Annotated in this window: 17 protein-coding genes and 3 pseudogenes; 5 read left to right on the forward strand and 15 right to left on the reverse strand. The window is 74.4% G+C overall.

Annotation, left to right across the window (positions count from 1 at the left end; translation table 11 throughout):
• The 5 genes from ABZX30_RS35260 to ABZX30_RS35280 all read right to left on the reverse strand — a co-directional run.
• A partial coding sequence (locus ABZX30_RS35260; RefSeq protein WP_355941640.1) for an SMC family ATPase occupies positions 1 to 732 on the reverse strand: 732 nt, incomplete at its 3' end.
• Positions 729 to 1,892, reverse strand: a complete 1,164-nt coding sequence (locus tag ABZX30_RS35265) for an exonuclease SbcCD subunit D (RefSeq protein WP_355941643.1) — start codon at positions 1,890 to 1,892, stop codon at positions 729 to 731. The genes ABZX30_RS35265 and ABZX30_RS35260, both read right to left, overlap by 4 nt.
• A 141-nt stretch (positions 1,893 to 2,033) precedes the next feature.
• Positions 2,034 to 2,660, reverse strand: coding sequence for a YigZ family protein (locus ABZX30_RS35270; RefSeq protein ID WP_355941646.1), 627 nt, complete (start codon positions 2,658 to 2,660; stop codon positions 2,034 to 2,036).
• A gap of 132 nt (positions 2,661 to 2,792) precedes the next feature.
• Positions 2,793 to 3,338, reverse strand: a complete 546-nt coding sequence (locus tag ABZX30_RS35275; protein WP_355941649.1) for a histidine phosphatase family protein — start codon at positions 3,336 to 3,338, stop codon at positions 2,793 to 2,795.
• The gene (locus tag ABZX30_RS35280; RefSeq protein ID WP_355941651.1) at positions 3,335 to 4,120 is read right to left on the reverse strand and encodes a hypothetical protein; all 786 of its coding nucleotides are present in this window, start codon (positions 4,118 to 4,120) and stop codon (positions 3,335 to 3,337) included. Before ABZX30_RS35280 ends, ABZX30_RS35275 begins: the two co-directional genes overlap by 4 nt.
• Positions 4,121 to 4,323: 203 nt before the next feature.
• Between ABZX30_RS35280 and ABZX30_RS35285 the strand changes: the two genes are divergently transcribed.
• Together ABZX30_RS35285 and ABZX30_RS35290 are read left to right on the forward strand one after the other, a co-directional pair.
• Complete coding sequence (locus ABZX30_RS35285; protein WP_355941653.1) at positions 4,324 to 4,740, forward strand: CoA-binding protein; 417 nt, start codon at positions 4,324 to 4,326, stop codon at positions 4,738 to 4,740.
• A gap of 104 nt (positions 4,741 to 4,844) precedes the next feature.
• Positions 4,845 to 5,066 (forward strand): annotated as a pseudogene (locus ABZX30_RS35290) (amino acid permease); the annotation flags it as partial.
• A gap of 100 nt (positions 5,067 to 5,166) precedes the next feature.
• Here ABZX30_RS35290 and ABZX30_RS35295 read toward each other — a convergent pair.
• Positions 5,167 to 5,526 carry a metalloregulator ArsR/SmtB family transcription factor gene (locus ABZX30_RS35295; protein WP_355941655.1) on the reverse strand — a complete coding sequence of 120 codons (360 nt, stop codon included), beginning with the start codon at positions 5,524 to 5,526 and terminating at the stop codon, positions 5,167 to 5,169.
• Positions 5,527 to 5,589: 63 nt separating this feature from the next.
• On the opposite strand from ABZX30_RS35295, the gene ABZX30_RS35300 reads away from it, so the two are divergent.
• A complete protein-coding gene (locus tag ABZX30_RS35300; protein ID WP_355941658.1) occupies positions 5,590 to 6,624 on the forward strand; it encodes a cation diffusion facilitator family transporter in 1,035 nt (344 codons plus the stop codon).
• Between the two features lie 2 nt (positions 6,625 to 6,626).
• Here the strand turns inward: ABZX30_RS35300 and ABZX30_RS35305 are convergent.
• Positions 6,627 to 7,116, reverse strand: a pseudogene (locus tag ABZX30_RS35305) (YbaK/EbsC family protein).
• An 85-nt stretch (positions 7,117 to 7,201) separates the two neighbouring features.
• The gene (locus ABZX30_RS35310) at positions 7,202 to 7,774 is read right to left on the reverse strand and encodes an XRE family transcriptional regulator (protein ID WP_355941683.1); all 573 of its coding nucleotides are present in this window, start codon (positions 7,772 to 7,774) and stop codon (positions 7,202 to 7,204) included.
• Positions 7,775 to 7,876: 102 nt separating this feature from the next.
• Here ABZX30_RS35310 and ABZX30_RS35315 point away from each other — a divergent pair, with 102 nt between their 5' ends.
• Complete coding sequence (locus ABZX30_RS35315; protein ID WP_355941661.1) at positions 7,877 to 8,734, forward strand: DMT family transporter; 858 nt, start codon at positions 7,877 to 7,879, stop codon at positions 8,732 to 8,734.
• A 141-nt stretch (positions 8,735 to 8,875) separates the two neighbouring features.
• Here the strand turns inward: ABZX30_RS35315 and ABZX30_RS35320 are convergent, their stop codons facing one another.
• Positions 8,876 to 9,679, reverse strand: a complete 804-nt coding sequence (locus ABZX30_RS35320; RefSeq protein WP_355941664.1) for an acyltransferase — start codon at positions 9,677 to 9,679, stop codon at positions 8,876 to 8,878.
• An 82-nt stretch (positions 9,680 to 9,761) separates the two neighbouring features.
• Between ABZX30_RS35320 and ABZX30_RS35325 the strand changes: the two genes are divergently transcribed.
• Positions 9,762 to 10,292: a gamma carbonic anhydrase family protein gene (locus ABZX30_RS35325; protein ID WP_355941666.1), complete on the forward strand. Its 531-nt coding sequence runs from the start codon at positions 9,762 to 9,764 to the stop codon at positions 10,290 to 10,292.
• 22 nt (positions 10,293 to 10,314) lie between these two features.
• On the opposite strand, the gene ABZX30_RS35330 is transcribed toward ABZX30_RS35325, so the two are convergent.
• From ABZX30_RS35330 to ABZX30_RS35355, 6 genes and pseudogenes are all read right to left on the reverse strand, one after another.
• Positions 10,315 to 10,965, reverse strand: coding sequence for a DedA family protein (locus ABZX30_RS35330; protein WP_355941669.1), 651 nt, complete (start codon positions 10,963 to 10,965; stop codon positions 10,315 to 10,317).
• Positions 10,966 to 11,132: 167 nt separating this feature from the next.
• Entirely contained in the window at positions 11,133 to 12,218 is a 1,086-nt protein-coding gene (locus ABZX30_RS35335) for a class I SAM-dependent methyltransferase (RefSeq protein ID WP_355941672.1), read from the reverse strand.
• A complete protein-coding gene (locus ABZX30_RS35340) occupies positions 12,215 to 13,399 on the reverse strand; it encodes a glycosyltransferase (protein ID WP_355941675.1) in 1,185 nt (394 codons plus the stop codon). Before ABZX30_RS35340 ends, ABZX30_RS35335 begins: the two co-directional genes overlap by 4 nt.
• A complete protein-coding gene (locus tag ABZX30_RS35345; RefSeq protein WP_355941677.1) occupies positions 13,396 to 14,202 on the reverse strand; it encodes an alpha/beta hydrolase in 807 nt (268 codons plus the stop codon). Before ABZX30_RS35345 ends, ABZX30_RS35340 begins: the two co-directional genes overlap by 4 nt.
• 3 nt (positions 14,203 to 14,205) lie before the next feature.
• Positions 14,206 to 14,526: an acyl carrier protein gene (locus ABZX30_RS35350; protein ID WP_355941680.1), complete on the reverse strand. Its 321-nt coding sequence runs from the start codon at positions 14,524 to 14,526 to the stop codon at positions 14,206 to 14,208.
• Positions 14,523 to 16,076 (reverse strand): annotated as a pseudogene (locus tag ABZX30_RS35355) (4'-phosphopantetheinyl transferase superfamily protein); the annotation flags it as partial. The gene ABZX30_RS35350 and the pseudogene ABZX30_RS35355, both read right to left, overlap by 4 nt.
• Positions 16,077 to 16,177: the final 101 nt, after the last annotated feature.

A 16,177-nucleotide genomic window follows, 5' to 3' on the forward strand; every position in this document is an offset into this window, starting at 1 on the left:
GGCCTCGGCGAGGCCCGGTTCGCCGGGGGCCGACTCCGGCAGCTCCATGGCGTCGCCGGCCTCCTGCTGCATGCGGTGCGCGTCGGCCAGCAGCGCGGCGTCCCCCTCCCGCACCAGGGCCTCGGTCGTCTTCCTGCGCTCGGCGAGGCGTTTTTCGACCTCGGCGAAGCGCCGGGTGTCGAAAAGCCGGCCGAGCAGCCTGCCGCGGGCCTCGGCGTCGGCGCGCAGGAAGCGGGCGAAGTCGCCCTGGGGCAGCAGGACGACCTGGCAGAACTGCTCGCGGCTCATGCCGAGGAGCTGCTCGATCTCGTTGCCGACCTCCTGGTGGGAACGGCTGAGGTCCTTCCAGGCACCGGCCCTGGCGTCGTACTCGCGCAGCCAGGTCTGGGCCTTGTCGACCGTCGTTCCCCTGCCGCGCAGCTTGGCGCGTTCCCACGGCGGCTGCCGGGTGATCTGCAACCGCCTTCCGGCGATGGTGAGTTCGAGGCGGACCTCGGTGCGGGTGCCCGGCTCGGCGTGATCGCTGCGCAGGGTCATGCCCTGATTGCCCTGCCGGGCGCCGGGCACGGCACCGTACAGCGCGTAGCACACGGCGTCCAGGACGGAGGTCTTGCCGGCGCCGGTGGGGCCGTGCAGCAGGAACAGTCCCGCGGCCGACAGCGCGTCGAAGTCGACCGTCTGGGACCCGCCGAAGGGCCCGAAGGCGGTGAGGTCGAGCCGGTGCAGCCTCACCGGGCCACCTCCCGCACCGCGTCGTCGGCCCGCACGGCGTCGAACGCCTCGCGCAGCACGGCCTGTTCGTGCGCGTCGGGGCCCGCCCCGCGCACGTGGGTGACGAAGTCCTCGGCGATCTGCCGGTCGCTGCGGCCCGCGAGCCGGCGGGCGTAGGAGACGTCGGGGTCGTCGGGGGCGCGGTCGGGGGCGAAGACGAGGCTGAGGGTGTGCGGGAACCGCTCGGCGAGGCGGGCCATGGGGTCGGCGGGGCGGACCGGGTCGGTGAGGGTGGCCTCGACCCAGGCGTCCTCGTGCCGGGCCAGGGCGGGGTCGGCGAGGAGGTCGTCCAGGGTGCCGCGGACGCGGGCCAGGGGGCGCGGCACGGGGCAGTCGAGACGCTCGGCGGTGACGGAGCCGTCGGCGTCCAGGTCGACGAGCCACATGCTCTTGCGGTGACCGGCCTCCGAGAAGGAGTACGCCAGCGGGGAGCCCGAGTAGCGCACGCGCTCGGTGATGGTCTGGCAGCCGTGCAGATGCCCCAGCGCCACGTAGTCGACGCCGTCGAAGACCCCGGCCGGTACGGCGGCCACCCCGCCCACGGTGATGTCCCGCTCGCTGTCGCTGGCCTCGCCGCCGGTGACGAAGGCGTGCGCGAGGACGACGGAACGGGTGCCGGGCGCGCGGGCGGCGAGGTCGGCGCGGACCCGTTCCATGGCGGCGGCCAGGACGGTCTCGTGACCGGCCTTCTCCACCGCGAACTCGTCCTTGACCAGGGCCGGTTCCAGGTACGGCAGCCCGTAGAGGGCGACGTCCCCGAAGGCGTCGGCCAGCACGACGGGCGTCCCGCAGGCGGCCGGCTCGGTCCGCAGGTGGATGCCGGCGCGCCCGATGAGGCCGGCGCCCACGCCGAGACGGCGGGCCGAGTCGTGGTTGCCGGAGATCATCACCGTGGGCACGCCCAGTGCGGCCAGCCGGTGCAGGGCGTCGTCGAACAGCTCGACCGCGGCGAGCGGGGGCACCGCCCGGTCGTAGACGTCGCCCGACACGACGACCGCGTCCACCTCCCGCTCGCGCACGGTGGTGACGAGGTGACCGATGAACTCGGCCTGGGCGGGGAGCATGTTCACCCGGTGGAACGCCCGGCCGAGATGCCAGTCGGAGGTGTGCAGCAATCTCAAGAGAACACTCCGGCTCGTCGTCAGCAGCCACCACGCTAACGCCTGTGGGGCACTGATCCACCACGGACCCCGGATTCCGTCCGCATCAGCCGCTGTTCGTACCGATATGTCCGTGACGTGTTCATGCCGCCGACGTGGGCGTCACGCGTCCCCGTAGGCCTCTCCGCCCAGTTCGAACGCGGCCGTGCCCGCCGTGGCGTCGGCCAGCCAGGCGCGGAAGGCGTCCACGTCGGCGTCCGGCAGGCCGATCTCGATGGTGACCGCCTCCGCGTAACGCACGTCCCGCACCTCGCGTCCGGTCGCGCGCAGGTCGTTCTGCACCTTGCCGGCCCGCTGGTGGTCGACGGTGACGGTGGCCAGCCGGAAACGGCGCCGGGTGCGGGTGCCGAGCGCGTCCAGGGCTTCACCGACGGCGCCGCCGTAGGCCCGGATGAGACCGCCCGCGCCCAGTTTGACCCCGCCGTAGTAGCGGGTGACGACGGCGACGACGTACCGCATGTCCCGGCGCAGCAGCATCTGGAGCATGGGCACCCCGGCCGTACCGCCCGGTTCGCCGTCGTCACTGGCCTTCTGCACGGAGGCGTTGGCGCCGATGACGTACGCCCAGCAGTTGTGCGTGGCGTCCGCGTGCTCCTTGCGGACCGCGGCGACGAAGTCCTGGGCCTCCCGCTCGGTGGCCGCCGGGGCGAGGGCGCACAGGAAGCGGGAGCGGTTGACCTCGGTCTCGTGCACGCCCGCGCGGGCGACTGTGCGGTACTCGTCCTGCATCCGGCCAGCCTATGCGCAGCCGCGCGGACCTCCGGCGCCGGACGGCTCGCCCAGGCCCGGCCCTCCCACGCCCTTGATGCAGTGGGGAGCATGCACGGCCTCGCGCGGCAGTCGGGAGTTCGACGACAGGGCCTAGGACCTCCCGCCCCGGGGCACCGTCATCGAGGTCAGCAGCGCCGCGCCGGGGGTCAGGTCCCGCCAGGCCGGGCCGTACCAGGTGAGGTCCGCGACGGCCGAGGTCGGGAACTTCGCGCGGACCCGGTCCAGGGCGTCGTCCAGGGCTTCCCCGGCCAGGGTGAGCACCAGGTCCTCGAGGCCCGGGTTGTGTCCGACGAGGAGCAGGGTGGCCACCTCGGGCGGCACCTCGCGCACGACCTGGAGCAGTTCCGCCGCGCCGGCCGCGTACAGCCGTGGGTCGAACCGGACCGGGGGCGGGGTGCCCCACTGGGCCGAGGCGAGCTCCCAGGTCTGGCGGGCGCGTACGGCGGTGGAGCACAGGGCGAGGTCGGGCAGCGGGTCGGCCGCCGCGAGGGCACGGCCGGCGGCGGGCGCGTCGCGGCGGCCGCGCGGTGCCAGCGGGCGGTCGTGGTCGGGGACGCCCGGCGGCCGGGCGGACTTGGCGTGCCGCAGGACGAGCAGGCGGCGCAGCGGGCCGGCACCCGCGCGGGCCGCCGTCACGCGAGGCTTCCGAGATCGCGCACGAGGTCGAGGCCGAGGAGCCGGTCGGCGTAGGCGTAGGTCTCGAAGCGGGCGCCGTCCGGCAGGCCCGGCTCGGTCTCCACCCAGCGCAGTACGCGCAGCACGCCGGGCACGTCCAGATCGTCCTCCCAGGCGGCGCGCAGCCGCCCGCGCACCTCCTCGGGGACCGGCCGCGACGGCTTCCGGGCCCACCGGGCGACGGCCCGCCGCCAGTGCGCGAGACTGTGGCCCGCCTCGTCGAGTGCGTCCGCGTCGAGCCGTACGGACGTCGCGTGGGGCACGGCGAGCAGGGCCAGGCGCAGGACGGCGGGATCCGGGAGGCCCGCCGGGGCGGCACCCCCGGGTGGTGTGGCCCGCGGCCCCGGGCCCGCCTCGCGTCCGGGCCCGGTCACCGGAGCGACGGCGACCAGGACGGCCCCGCCCGCCGGCGGGCCGCCGGCCGGCGCGCCCCGTTCCTGCGCCACGTGGATGACCTGTGCCTCGCCCAGCCCGGCCGCGAGGTCCCGGCCGTCCTCGAAGGGGCGGATGCCCAGGGTGGCGGCGGCCGCGCGGAGCTCCGCCTGCTGCCGGGCGCCGGTGAGGCCGGCCCAGACGGGGGTTCCGCCGAGTTCCAGGGCACGGACGAGGACGTCGGCGACCAGCAGCACGCGCAGGGCCGAGGTGCCGAGGCCCGAGGCGTGCGCCTGGACCCGGGTCAGGCCCCGCCGGGCGGGAGCGGCCTCGACGGGCTCACCGGTGCGGGAGTCGATGATGCGCAGCACGGCCCGAGCGTAGGCGGCCGGACGATCGTATGCAGGCACGTGGCGGCGATCCGGGACATTGTGGCGCGTGCCGGCGGACACCCGGGCCGGGCTTTTCGGACAGTGCGGCAGGAAGCGCCGGCCGGCCGGGCCGGCGGGAATCACCGCGCGGCGGCCGCCGTTTGCGCCGAGGACACTGACCCCGTGGCCCGAGGAGGCCGGACGTGTACGGCGACGCAGCGACCATCCGCAGGATCCTGTCCGAACTCGGTGACACCTGGGCCGTCGTCGGCCTCTCGTCGAACCGGAACCGGGCCGCGTACCGCGTCGCGGAGGTGCTCCAGCACTTCGGCAAGAGGGTGGTGCCCGTCCATCCCGGCGCGGAGACGGTGCACGGCGAGCCCGGCTACGCCTCCCTCGCCGAGATCCCGTTCGAGGTGGACGTGGTCGACGTCTTCGTCAACAGCGACCTCGCCGGGCGGGTCGCCGACGAGGCGGTCGCCAAGGGCGCGAAAGCGGTCTGGTTCCAGCTCGGCGTGGTCGACGAGGCCGCCTACGAGCGGACCCGGGCGGCGGGACGGGAGATGGTGATGGACCGGTGCCCGGCGATCGAAATTCCCCGCCTGGGGCGGGCTTCTTAGCCTCGCGCTTTCACGAGGTGGGCTGTCCAAGAGCTGATCAGAAACACGGAAAGTCCCCATGACCTGCAACGACAGGACTTGCTGACGGTCCTGTCGACTGCAACTGGGCCGGCTGGGGCACCCTGTGGCGCCTGGGCTTCGCGATCGTCCCCGGATACGTGCTGCTCGGCGGCTACGCCTGGTACGCCTGGTACGCCACCAGCAAGGCCCTGCCCGACGCGCCCCGGCTGGACTTCCGCGCCGCGCAGTGGCTGCCGGCCTACCTGCTGGGCCTGGGCCTGATCTGGTGGCAGGGCGGCTTCGGCGGCCAGGGGCACATCGCCCTGCGGCGCACTGAACCGGTCCCGTCCGACCACGCGGTGTCCCGTCAGGGTGCCCGGGTGGCACCCGGCGCCCCCACGCCGGCTCCTCTTGCGTCCTGCGCCGTCAGTCGTGCGGCGGGCGGTCGCCGAGGCGGTGGTCGGCCACGTTCAGCGCCTCGGTGACGAGGCGGCGCAGATGCCCGTCGCGCAGCGAGTACACCACCCGGCGCCCCTCCTTGCGGGTGTCGACCAGACCCGCGAGCCGCAGCCGGGCCAGGTGCTGGCTGACGGCCGGCCGGGCCGCCGCGCACGCCGCCGTGAGGGTCGTGACGTCCGCCTCCCCCTCCGTCAGGAGGTGCAGCAGCGCGAGGCGGGTGCGGTCGCCGAGCAGGGCGAGGAGCTCCGCGGCGAGCGCGAACTGTTCCTCGCCCGGGCTGTGCGGGTGCGCATGGTGCGCAGGTGACAGGTGCATGCGTGCGCTCATACGCACATAATGGCGTCGTGGGCGGCCGTCCGTCCACCTCCCGCACACCGGAAGGGGAACCCCGTGAGCGACCGGCACCTCGGGCACCACCCGCACGAACACCCGCACCGTCCCTCGGTCCGCCACCGCCTCGCCCATCTCCTCACCCCGCACTCCCACGAGACCGCCGACAAGCTCGACCCCGCGCTGGAGTCGAGCGCGCGCGGCATGCGCGCCCTGTGGGTGTCGCTGGCCGTGCTGGGCGGGACCGCGCTGGCGCAGGCGGGCGTGGTGGCCGTCTCGGGCTCGGTGGCGCTGCTCGGCGACACGGTGCACAACGCCGCGGACGCGCTGACCGCCGTGCCGCTGGCCATCGCCTTCGCGCTCGGCCGCCGGGCCCCGACGCGCCGCTTCACCTACGGCTACGGGCGGGCCGAGGACCTCGCGGGCATCGCGATCGTGCTGACGATCGCCGCCTCCGCGGTCTTCGCGGCATGGACCGCGGTGGACCGCCTCCTCGACCCGCGGCCCGTGGCGCACGTCCCGGCCGTCGCCGTCGCCGCCGTGGTCGGATTCGCGGGGAACGAGTGGGTGGCCCGGTACCGGATCCGGGTGGGCCGCGCGATCGGCTCGGCCGCGCTGGTCGCCGACGGCCTGCACGCCCGTACGGACGGGTTCACGTCACTGGCGGTGCTGGCCGGCGCCGGAGGGGCCGCCCTGGGCTGGCGGCTCGCCGACCCGCTCGTGGGGCTGGCGATCACGGCGGCGATCGGGCTGGTGCTGCGGGACGCGGCGCGTGAGGTGTTCCGGCGGGTGATGGACGCCGTCGACCCGGCACTGGTGGACCGGGCCGAGCGGGCACTCGGCGAGGTGGCGGGCGTACGGGAGGTCGGCGAGCTGCGGCTGAGGTGGATCGGGCACCGGCTGCGCGCGGAGGTGACGGTCGTGGTGGACGGCGAGACGACGGTCCGGCAGGCGCACGCGGTCGCCGTCGAGGCCGAGCACGCCCTGCTGCACGCGCTCCCGGGGCTCACCGCGGCCCTGGTGCACGCGGATCCGGCGCCCGCGCCCGGCGAGACGGACCCGCATCTGCGGCTGGCCCACCATGTGACCGCCTGAGGTCAGGCCAGGCCGAGACCCTCCAGCACCACCGCCCCGGGCAGCTCGGCGAAGGCCTTGCCCGGCACCAGCAGCTTGCCGCGCCGGCGTCCGCTGCCGACCAGGACGTAGGGCAGGTCGACGACGGCCGAGTCCACCAGCACCGGCCAGCCGTCCGGGAGTCCGATCGGGGTGATGCCTCCGTACTCCATCCCCCGTGGCGGTCTCCGTGGACGCGAAGGAGGCCTTGCGGGCGCCGAGCCGGCGGCGCACGGCGCCGTTGACGTCGACCCGGGTGGTGGAGAGCACCAGACACGCGGCCAGGGTGGTGGCGCCGCCCCGTTTGCCCGCCACGACCACGCAGTTCGCGGACCGCTCCAGCAGGTCGCGGCCGTAGTGCTCGACGAGGACGGCGGTGTCGGCCCACCGCGGGTCGGTGTCGACGTGGATGATCTGGTCGGCGGGGACGCTGCCGCGCCGGTGGCGTACGGCGTCGGCGACCGGACCGGCCAGTTCGTCGAGGCGGTCGGGAGCGGGCGTGGCGGTGTCGAAGTCTCCGAGGGGTGCACGCGTGGCCGCACCCTGACAAGCGGGGCGTTCAGCGGACGGGCGGCACCGAGACGGCCATCACCATCTCCATCGGAACGTCGCCGTCGTTGCCGTACGTGTGCGGGGTGTCGGCCTCGAAGGACGCGCTGGCACCGGCCGGAACCCGGTACTCGACCTGGTCGACGGTGAGGGTCAGCTCGCCGGCCGTGACATGGACGAGTTCGACCGTGCCGGCGGGGTGCGGGTCGGAGGGGCTGTGCTCGCCGGGCATCAGGTGCCAGTCCCACATCTCCAGCGGGCCGGGGGCCTCCGTGCCGGCCAGCAGCCGGTTGTAGCTGCCGGCCTCGCTGTGCCACAGCCGGACGGCCTGCTCGGCGGGGACGACACGGACCTTCGGGCCCTGCTCGTAGTCGAGCAGCGTGGTGATGCTGACGCCGAGCGCGTCGCCGATCTTGACGACGGTGCCGAGGCTGGGGTTGGTGCGGGCCTGCTCGATCTGGATGAGCATGCCGCGGCTGACTCCCGCGCGGGCGGCCAGCGTGTCCAGCGTGAAGCCGCGCTCGGTGCGCCAGCGCTTGACGTTGCGCGCCAGGGACTGGGTCAGCAGCTCGAGGTCCGACACGTTCCATCCCATTCGGTTCACTATTTTGAATGACAGAGTTCACCCCATTGAACTACGCTGGGCTGCACCCGATCGTTCACCGAACTGTACTGCGAGGGTCCCGTGACAGCATTCTTCGCCCTGGCCACCAGCCTCCTGTGGGGCGTGGCCGACTTCGGCGGCGGGCTGCTGACGCGGCGCAACCCCGCGCTCACGGTCGTCGTGCTGTCCCAGGCGATCGCGGCGGTGGTGCTGGGCGCGATCGTGGTCGCGACGGGCGGCTGGAGCGAGGCCGGTCCCCGGCTGTGGTTCGCGTTCGCGGCGGGCCTGGTCGGTCCGGTCGCCCTGCTGTCCTTCTACAAGGCGCTCGCCCTGGGGCCGATGGGCGTCGTGTCGCCGCTCGCCACCCTCAGCGTCGCCGTGCCCGTCACCGTCGGCCTCGTCCTCGGTGAGCGTCCGGGCCCGGCGCAGCTCGCGGGCATCGCGGTCGCCGTCACCGGCGTCGTCCTCGCCGGCGGGCCGCAACTGCGCGGCGCGCCCGTGCAGCGGCAGGCGATCTGGCTCACACTCGTCGCGGCGCTCGGCTTCGGCACGGTGTTCGCGCTGATCGCGGAGGCCTCGACCACCGTCACCGGCCTGTTCCTCTCGCTGTTCGTGCAGCGCGTGACGAACGTCGCCGCGGGTGGTGCCGCGCTGATCGTCTCCGTCCGGCGGGGCGCTACGGCCCTCCCGGCGGACGGCTTCCCCTGGGCCGCCCTTCCGGCGTTCGGCTTCGTCGGGCTCGCGGACGTGGCGGCCAACGGCACCTACGCGGTCGCCGCCCAGCTCGGCCCGGTCACCGTGGCCGCGGTGCTCGCCTCGCTCTACCCGGTGGTGACCGCCCTGGCCGCCCGCGGCTTCCTGCGCGAACGCCTGCGCGCCGTCCAGGCGGCGGGCGCGGGCCTGGCCCTGCTGGGCACGCTGCTGCTGGCGACCGGCTGAGCGCGGGACCCCCAGGGCCCTAGACCGCTGAAGATCTTGCTCTGGCCGCCCGGCTCGTCCTGCTCTTGACCGTAAATGCCAATCGCCCTGAACCGGGGCAAGCCCGGCGCGATTTCAAGATCTTCAGGACGCTTCTAGAAACTAGCTCTCGGTCTCCAGCTCGGCGAGCCGGGCCACGTCCCGCTCGTCCAGGTCCGCCAGGGCCAGCAGCTGCTCCGGGGTGACACCTTCCGGGATCGGCCTCGGGGCCGGGGTCCGAAGCGGCGGCTGCCAGCCGTCGGCGGGGGTCCAGCGGCGTACGACCCGGGCGGGCGCGCCGGCCACCACGGCGTGGTCGGGCACGGTCCCGCGGACCACCGCCCCGGCGGCCACGACCACGTTCCGGCCGATCCGCGCGCCCGGCAGGATCACCGCGCCGGTGCCGATCCAGCAGCCCGGACCGATCTCCACCGGCTCCATACGCGGCCACTGCTTCCCGATGGGCTCGTTCGGGTCGTCGTAGGAGTGGTTGGTGGACGTCACGTAGACGTACGGGCCGACATAGCAGTCGCTGCCGATGGTGACCGTCGTGTCGGCGATGACGTGGCTGCCCCGGCCGAGCACGACCCCGTCGCCGATGCGCAGGATCGGCTCGGACCCGAGGTCGAGGTCGGGCATGAGACCCGCGGTCAGGGTGACCTGCTCGCCGACGATGCAGTGGGCGCCGAGGTGGATCCAGGGTTCGCCGAAGACGGTGCCCAGCGGGAAGGCGAGCCTGGTACCCGTTCCCATGGCGCCGAAGCGCAGCCGTCCGGGGTGCTCGGCGGTGACCGAGCCCGTGCGCTGCACCCACGCCCAGCCCGCGTGCACGACGCGTTGGAGGAGGCCGCGCCGCCAGGAGGAGAACGAGAACGTGTTCTTGGGCTTGGACACCCGCTCACGGTACTCAGCGCGCGGTCCGCCCAAGAGGCCGGAACGCTGTGATCTTCGCCCCACCGGGTGGCGTACGGTGCGGGGGTACCGGCGACGACGAGAGGGCGAGAGGGCGATGACGCGCAAGGCGTTGATCACGGGCATCGGCGGCAGGGAACCGAAGGTCGACCCCGGGGCCTTCGTGGCGCCCACGGCGTCCGTGATCGGGGACGTGACGCTGGGAGCGGGGGCGAGCGTCTGGTACGGGGCGGTGGTGCGCGGGGACGTGGAGCGGATCAGCGTCGGGGCGAGCGCGAACGTCCAGGACAACGTGACGCTCCATGCCGACCCCGGATTCCCGGTCAGTGTCGGAGAGCGGGTGTCCATCGGGCACAACGCCGTGGTCCACGGGGCGACCGTCGAGGACGACTGCCTGATCGGGATGGGGGCGACGGTGCTCAACGGGGCGGTGATCGGAGCGGGGTCGCTGGTCGCCGCCCAGGCGCTGGTGCCGCAGGGGATGGTGGTGCCGCCGGGATCGCTGGTGGCGGGGGTGCCGGCGAAGGTGAAGCGGGAGCTCACCCAGGAGGAGCGGCAGGGCGTGACGCTCAACGGCACGCTGTACGCGGAGCTGGCCCAGGCCCACCGGGACGTGCACCAGGGCTGAGCCCGGGACTCTCCCCCGGTCCTCAGTCGGTGGCCGGGACGGGCTCCGGTTCGGCTTCCCGCTTCTCGGCCGCCGCCTTCTTCGCCTTGCGCCTGATCACCAGCATCGAGGTCAGGCCGATCAGCAGAGCCAGCACCAGACCCAGGTACGAGAAGCGCTTGAGCCAGTCCTCGGCGACGACGCCGACGTAGTAGATGACCGCGGTGGTGCCGCCCGCCCAGCAGATGCCGCCGAGGACGTTGGCGGTCAGGAACTTCCAGTACGGCATGTGGAGGACGCCGGCGAGCGGGCCGGCGAAGATGCGGAGCAGGGCGACGAAGCGGCCGAAGAAGACCGCCCACATGCCCCACTTCTCGAAGGACCGCTCGGCGGTGGCGACGTGGCCCTCGCTGAAGTGCCGGGGGAACTTCTGGCCCAGCCAGGCCAGCAGCGGGCGGCCGCCCTTGCGGCCGATCGCGTAACCGATGGAGTCGCCGACGACGGCGCCGGCGGTCGCGCACACGCCCAGGACGACGGGATTGACACCGGAGTGCTGGGAGGACATCAGGGCCGCCGACACCAGGACGATCTCGCCGGGCAGCGGGATGCCCAGGCTCTCCAGACCGATCACCAGGGCCACCACGGCGTAGACGGCGGCCGCGGGCACCGAGTCGAGCCATTCCTGGACGTGCACCGCCGGTTCCTCCCCTGTCGAACCTCACTGCCGAGGACGTCACCCGACGGCGCGTCCCCGGTGAAGGCTACCGGTTCACGGCCGGACGGCGGGCGCCCTCGGTCATGGCACCGCCACCGGGGGCGTGCCCGCGCCCCGGTGGCGGTGCCCGGTGGCGTGACCGCGGGTCACTCGCGGCGGGCGACCAGACGGTAGGCGTTGGACAGGCCGAGGCGGTGGGACAGGGGACGGACCGCGAACCGGTCCAGGAGGGTGGCGGCGACGAGCACCGGCACGCCGGCGAGGAGAACCGCGGTGCGCAGACCGCGCCGCACGGCGCCCGGCGGCTCGGGCAGCCAGGGGGCGTCCTCGCGCGGTGCGGTGTGGTCCAGGGCCAGCCAGGCGGCGGCGAGCAGGTCCACCGGGTCGTGCGGCTCGGCGTGCTGTTCCGCGACCACGGTGAAGCCCAGCTCGGTGAGCCGCCGGCGCAGGTTGGCGACCGGCATGAAGTGCAGGTGCTGCGGCTGGAGCCAGGGCAGCCACCAGCGGCCGAGGAGACGGGCGTAGCGGCTCTCGGGGTCGGGGACCTCGACGAGCAGGTGGCCGCCGGGACGGACGGCCTGGTGGGCGGCGCGCAGTTCGCGGTCGGGGTCGGTGCTGTGCTCCAGGTAGTGGAACATGCTGACGACGTCGTAGCGGGCGGCGAGGCCGGGGGCCAGCTCCGGGAAGGATCCGCGGTGGCCGCGCTCGACGCGGCCCTCGCGTTCGGCGATCTCCACCCCGTCGGTGAAGTCGAGGCCGTCGAACGTCGTGCCGGGCAGCACCTCGCGGGCGGCGGCGCAGAAGTGACCGTGGCCGGTGCCGACGTCGAGCCAGTTCTTCGGGGTGGGGTCGTACGGCAGCATCGACTCCGCGCGGGCCCGGTACATCGTGGTGCGGCCCCCGAAGGTGCCGCCCATCTTCTGCTCGCCGAGGCCGTCGTAGAAGTCGCGGTAGTAGAACTCCAGGCCCGCCTCGTTCAGCGCCGGGTTCTGGAAGGTGTGCCCGCAGCCCTCGCAGCGGTCGAGGACGAACCGGCCCGGCTTGTGCTGGAGCAGGTCGGTGGTGCGCAGCCGGGTGGTCAGGCGGTGCGAGCCGCACCAGGGGCAGGTGGTGCGCCGCGGCGCCAGGAAGCGGTCCACGCCGTCGGCCAGGTCGGCCTGGTAGGCGGGGCGCAGGGCGGCCACCCGAACGGCGCGGTCGGCCTTGGCGGTGTCCTCGGTCTCGTTGCTCATCGGCTCTCCTCCGGGCGTGCGTCGGCGGCCAGTCGCCCGAGGTGGACGGCGGCGGCGGGGGCGCCGCCCGCCGCGCGGAAGGCGGCGCTCAGACGGGCGGCCGCGGCACGGTGGGCGGGTTCGTGCAGGACGGCGTCGAGGGCCGCGCCCAGCCGGGCCGCGGTGACCCGGCCGAACCGCACCCGGACGCCCGCTCCGGCGCCCGTGACCTGGGCGGCCACCACGGGCTGGTCGTCGCGGATGGGGGCGACGACCAGCGGGACGCCGTGCCAGAGGGCCTCGCAGACGGTGTTGTGCCCGGCGTGGCACACCACCGCGCCGGCCCGTTGCAGGAGCGGGAGCTGGGGGACGGAGGGCAGGACGAGCACGTCCTTGTCGTCGCCGGACCTCCGCAGGGTGCCGCCGGGATCGGTCACCACCGCCTGCGCCACGTCGGCCCGTTCCCGCAGCGCGCTGACGCACTCGGCGAGGAAGCGCCCGCCCACGTCCGCGTTGGCGGTGCCGAGGGTCACCAGGACGGTGGCCCGGCCGGGGTCCAGCCACTCCCAGGGGAAGCCGGTCGCGGCCGGGCGGTCGGCGATCGAGGGGCCGACGTAGTGGATGTGGTCGCCCCGGGCGGCCGAGGGGCCGGCGAGTTCGGGGGTGCTGAAGGCCAGCAGCAGGTGGGGCGAGAAGCGCGGGTCGGTGTCACCGGCCGGGTCTCCGACGCGGGCGCGCAGTGCGCGGAGCCTCTCCCGGATCCAGTCGGCGATCCTGGGTGTGCCGTGGTACGCGCCGGTGAGTTCGGCCGAGGTGGTGGCGGAGGTGGCCCAGGGCAGGCCGAGGCGCTCGGCCACCAGGGCCCCGGCGAAGGCCTGCTGGTCGGCGACGACGACATCGGGCCGGAACCGGCCGACGGCCGCCCGGACTCCGGGTGCCATCGCGTCGGCGAGCGGCAGCAGGTACCCCTCCCACAGGTACTTCAGCGCCTCCGGCCCCCGCAGCTCCGGCGGGCGTACGGCCGGGGCGGGACCCGCGCAGGGCAGGACGACCGCCTGCGGGCCCGCGAGCCGCCGTACCAGCGCGGGGTCGGCGCACGCCCAGGCCACCCGGTGTCCGCGGGCGGCGAGCTCGGCGGCGACGCCCACCGTGGGGTTGATGTGCCCGACCAGGGGCGGTACGACGAACAGGAACCCGCTCACCGGACGGCCTCGGCGCCCGCCGAGCGGATCAGCTCCAGGACGTGCGCGCCGACCGGCCCGGCCGCCTCCACCAGCACGGAGTGCTCGTGTCCCGGCAGCACGACCGACCGGAAGTCCGCGAGCAGGGCCTCCTTCAGCGGCATGACGTCCACCAGGTCCGAGTCACCGCCGTAGACACCGAGGACGGGACAGCGTACGGCCCTGATCTCGGGCTCGGTGAGCACCCGGCTCGCGGGGATGTCCCGGCCGAGGGTGGTCTCCCGGGCGAGGCGGGCGGCTCCCTTGGCGAGGCGGGCGGTGTTGTGGCCGCGGTGGGCGCTGATCCAGGCGATGGCGTCGGGCTCGTTGTGCGCCAGCTCGGTCACGACGCGGTCCAGGATGCCGCCCAGCTTCGCCGCCCAGGCCGCGGTGGCCGGCTCGGACTCGATGAGGGTGAGGCTGGCCGTCCGTCCGGGGTGGCGGGCGGCGTAGCCGAAGGCGATGGTGCCGCCGTAGGAGTTGCCGACGAGGTGGACGGGCCCGGTGATCCCCAGCCGGTCGAGCAGTGCCTCGAGGTCGTCGATGTTGTGGTCGAGGGTGTAGCCGGCCGGCGGTCGCTCGCTGCGGCCGTGGCCGCGCAGGTCGTACATGACCACGTCGACGCCCGCCACCGCGAACCGCGGGGCCACCGTGAAGTAGTAGCTGGCCAGGCTGTCGGTGAGCAGGCCGTGCACGAGCACGGCGGTGGCGACCGGGGTGCGGCCGTCCTCGGGTCCCATTCTCTGCACGTGCAGCCGGATGCCGCCGGCGCTGACCATGGCCATCCGTCAGCTCGTCCCCGCGGCCTTCAGGCTCTGCACGACGTGCTCGACGAGCCTGCCGACGGTGAGCTCGATGATCTCCTCGAACTCCATGCCGGCCAGGAACTCGGCGAAGTTGACCCGGCTGCCGTAGTGCTCCTTCAGCAGACCCGCGAGGGTCACCAGATCGATGCTCTCCAGTTCGAGATCGCGGTTGAACGTGGTGTTCATGCCGATCTCGAGGTCCTCCTCGCCGTACTCCTCCAGCAGGGTCAGGAGCAGGGCCCTGATGTCGGCGAGCACCGCCTCCTCGTCGGCGTACCCGGTGGTCGGCTCCGTGGGGTTCATCGCTCCTGCTCCTCTTCGTCGTCGCCCGCCGGGCCCGTCGTCCAGGCCACGACGTAGTCCCGGGCGGGCAGTGCGGGGGGATTGCTGACCGGTGCGAGGTGCACCGTGTAGGCGCGTTCCAGGCGGCCGGAGACCAGCAGCCGGTCCCCGGCGGGTGCCGCGTGGAAGACGGCGAAGTCCCGGGGGCGTCCGCCGAACCCGGTGCCCTCCGCCTTGGCGACGGCCTCCTTGGCGGCCCAGAACCGGGTGAACCAGAGCGACGCGTCCCCTGCCGCGGACAGGGCGCGCAGCAGCCGGAGTTCGTCCGTGCCGAGGGCAGCGGCGACGGCGGCCGGGTCCCGTTCGGTGACCTCCTCGATGTCGATGCCGGGCCCGGGGCCGGGCGCGTGCGGCCGTACGATCGCCACGCCCGCCTCGGCGCGGTGGGCCAGCGAGACGTCCAGCGCGGGCAGGGTGCGGCCGTGGACGCCGGTGACGTACGGGCGGCCCAGGTCGTCGTTGTGGACGCGGATCTCGGCCGGGAAGACCGGTCCCTCGCCGCGGTCCCACAGCAGGCGCCGTACGGCGTCCTTGACCGCGATCCGGCCGAGCAGCCACTGCCTGCGGCCGCGCGGCGCGTGCCGGGCGTACTCCGTACGCTCCGGGCCGCCCAGCGAGTTGCGCATGATCAGCTCGCGGGAGGCGAGGTCCGGCCACCGCTCGTGCAGCAGTGCCCAGCCGCCGGGCCGGGGCTCGGAGAGGGTGTTGCGCTCGGGGAAGCGCTCGACGGGGCGGGTCTGCGGGTCGTTGTCGAAGCGGCGGTCCTGCCAGCCGGTCAGCAGGGCCCACACCCGCCCGGCGACGGTCAGCTCCACGTCCGCCTCGAGGACGGTGTCGGTGAGCGAGGTGATCCGCACCAGGCACTCGACCCGCGTGCCGGGGACCGGGTGCGGTCCGTGGAACCGCATCTGCCGCGTCTGGACGGGGAACACGACGGTCCGCTCGGTCCTGGTCGCCATGATCCAGTAGCCGAGGATCTGGCCCACGTTGTCGAGCAGCGCGCCGGGGGCGGCGGGGGTGGTGATGACCCCGCGCACATGACGGTCACCGATGCCGGTGAGTTCGGTGACCCCCTGGAACGCCGGTCCGTGGAACATCCAGCGCTCGGTGTAGAGCTGGGCGGCGGTGTGGTCGGGGACGCGTTCCGGGGCGGGGCGGGCCGCGCGGGCCGCGGGCGGTTGCGGGTACCGGGCGGCGAGTTCGACGACGGCACGGGCCGTGGGGCCGAAGGAGACGGCGACGCGGCGCGGGTCGTCCGGGGTGCGGGTGACGGTGACGGGAACGTCGACGGGCGGGGTGGCGGTCAGCCACCGGTCGAACCGCGCCCCGTGCACGGCGACCGCCAGCGTCCCGGGTGACGCCTGCTCCGCGGCGTCCATCATGTGCCGCACGATCGTGGTCGCCGGGACGACCGGCCACCGGTCCGCCACGTCCGGCCAGCCGGGACGCTGCGGGAAGAAGCAGTGGTCAAGGAGGTGGGGCATGGTGTCCGGGGACACGCGGACGCTGGTCTGCCAGGTGGCCGGGGGGACGGGGGCCGGCGGGACGGGGTCATCGAACCCCGCACGGAGGCAACGTTCCGTGACAGACACCGGTCGCTGGACAGCGCCGC

Origin of the sequence: Streptomyces sp. NPDC004542 (assembly GCF_040610035.1) — a bacterium.
In the GTDB taxonomy this organism is placed as follows: Bacteria; Actinomycetota; Actinomycetes; order Streptomycetales; family Streptomycetaceae; genus Streptomyces.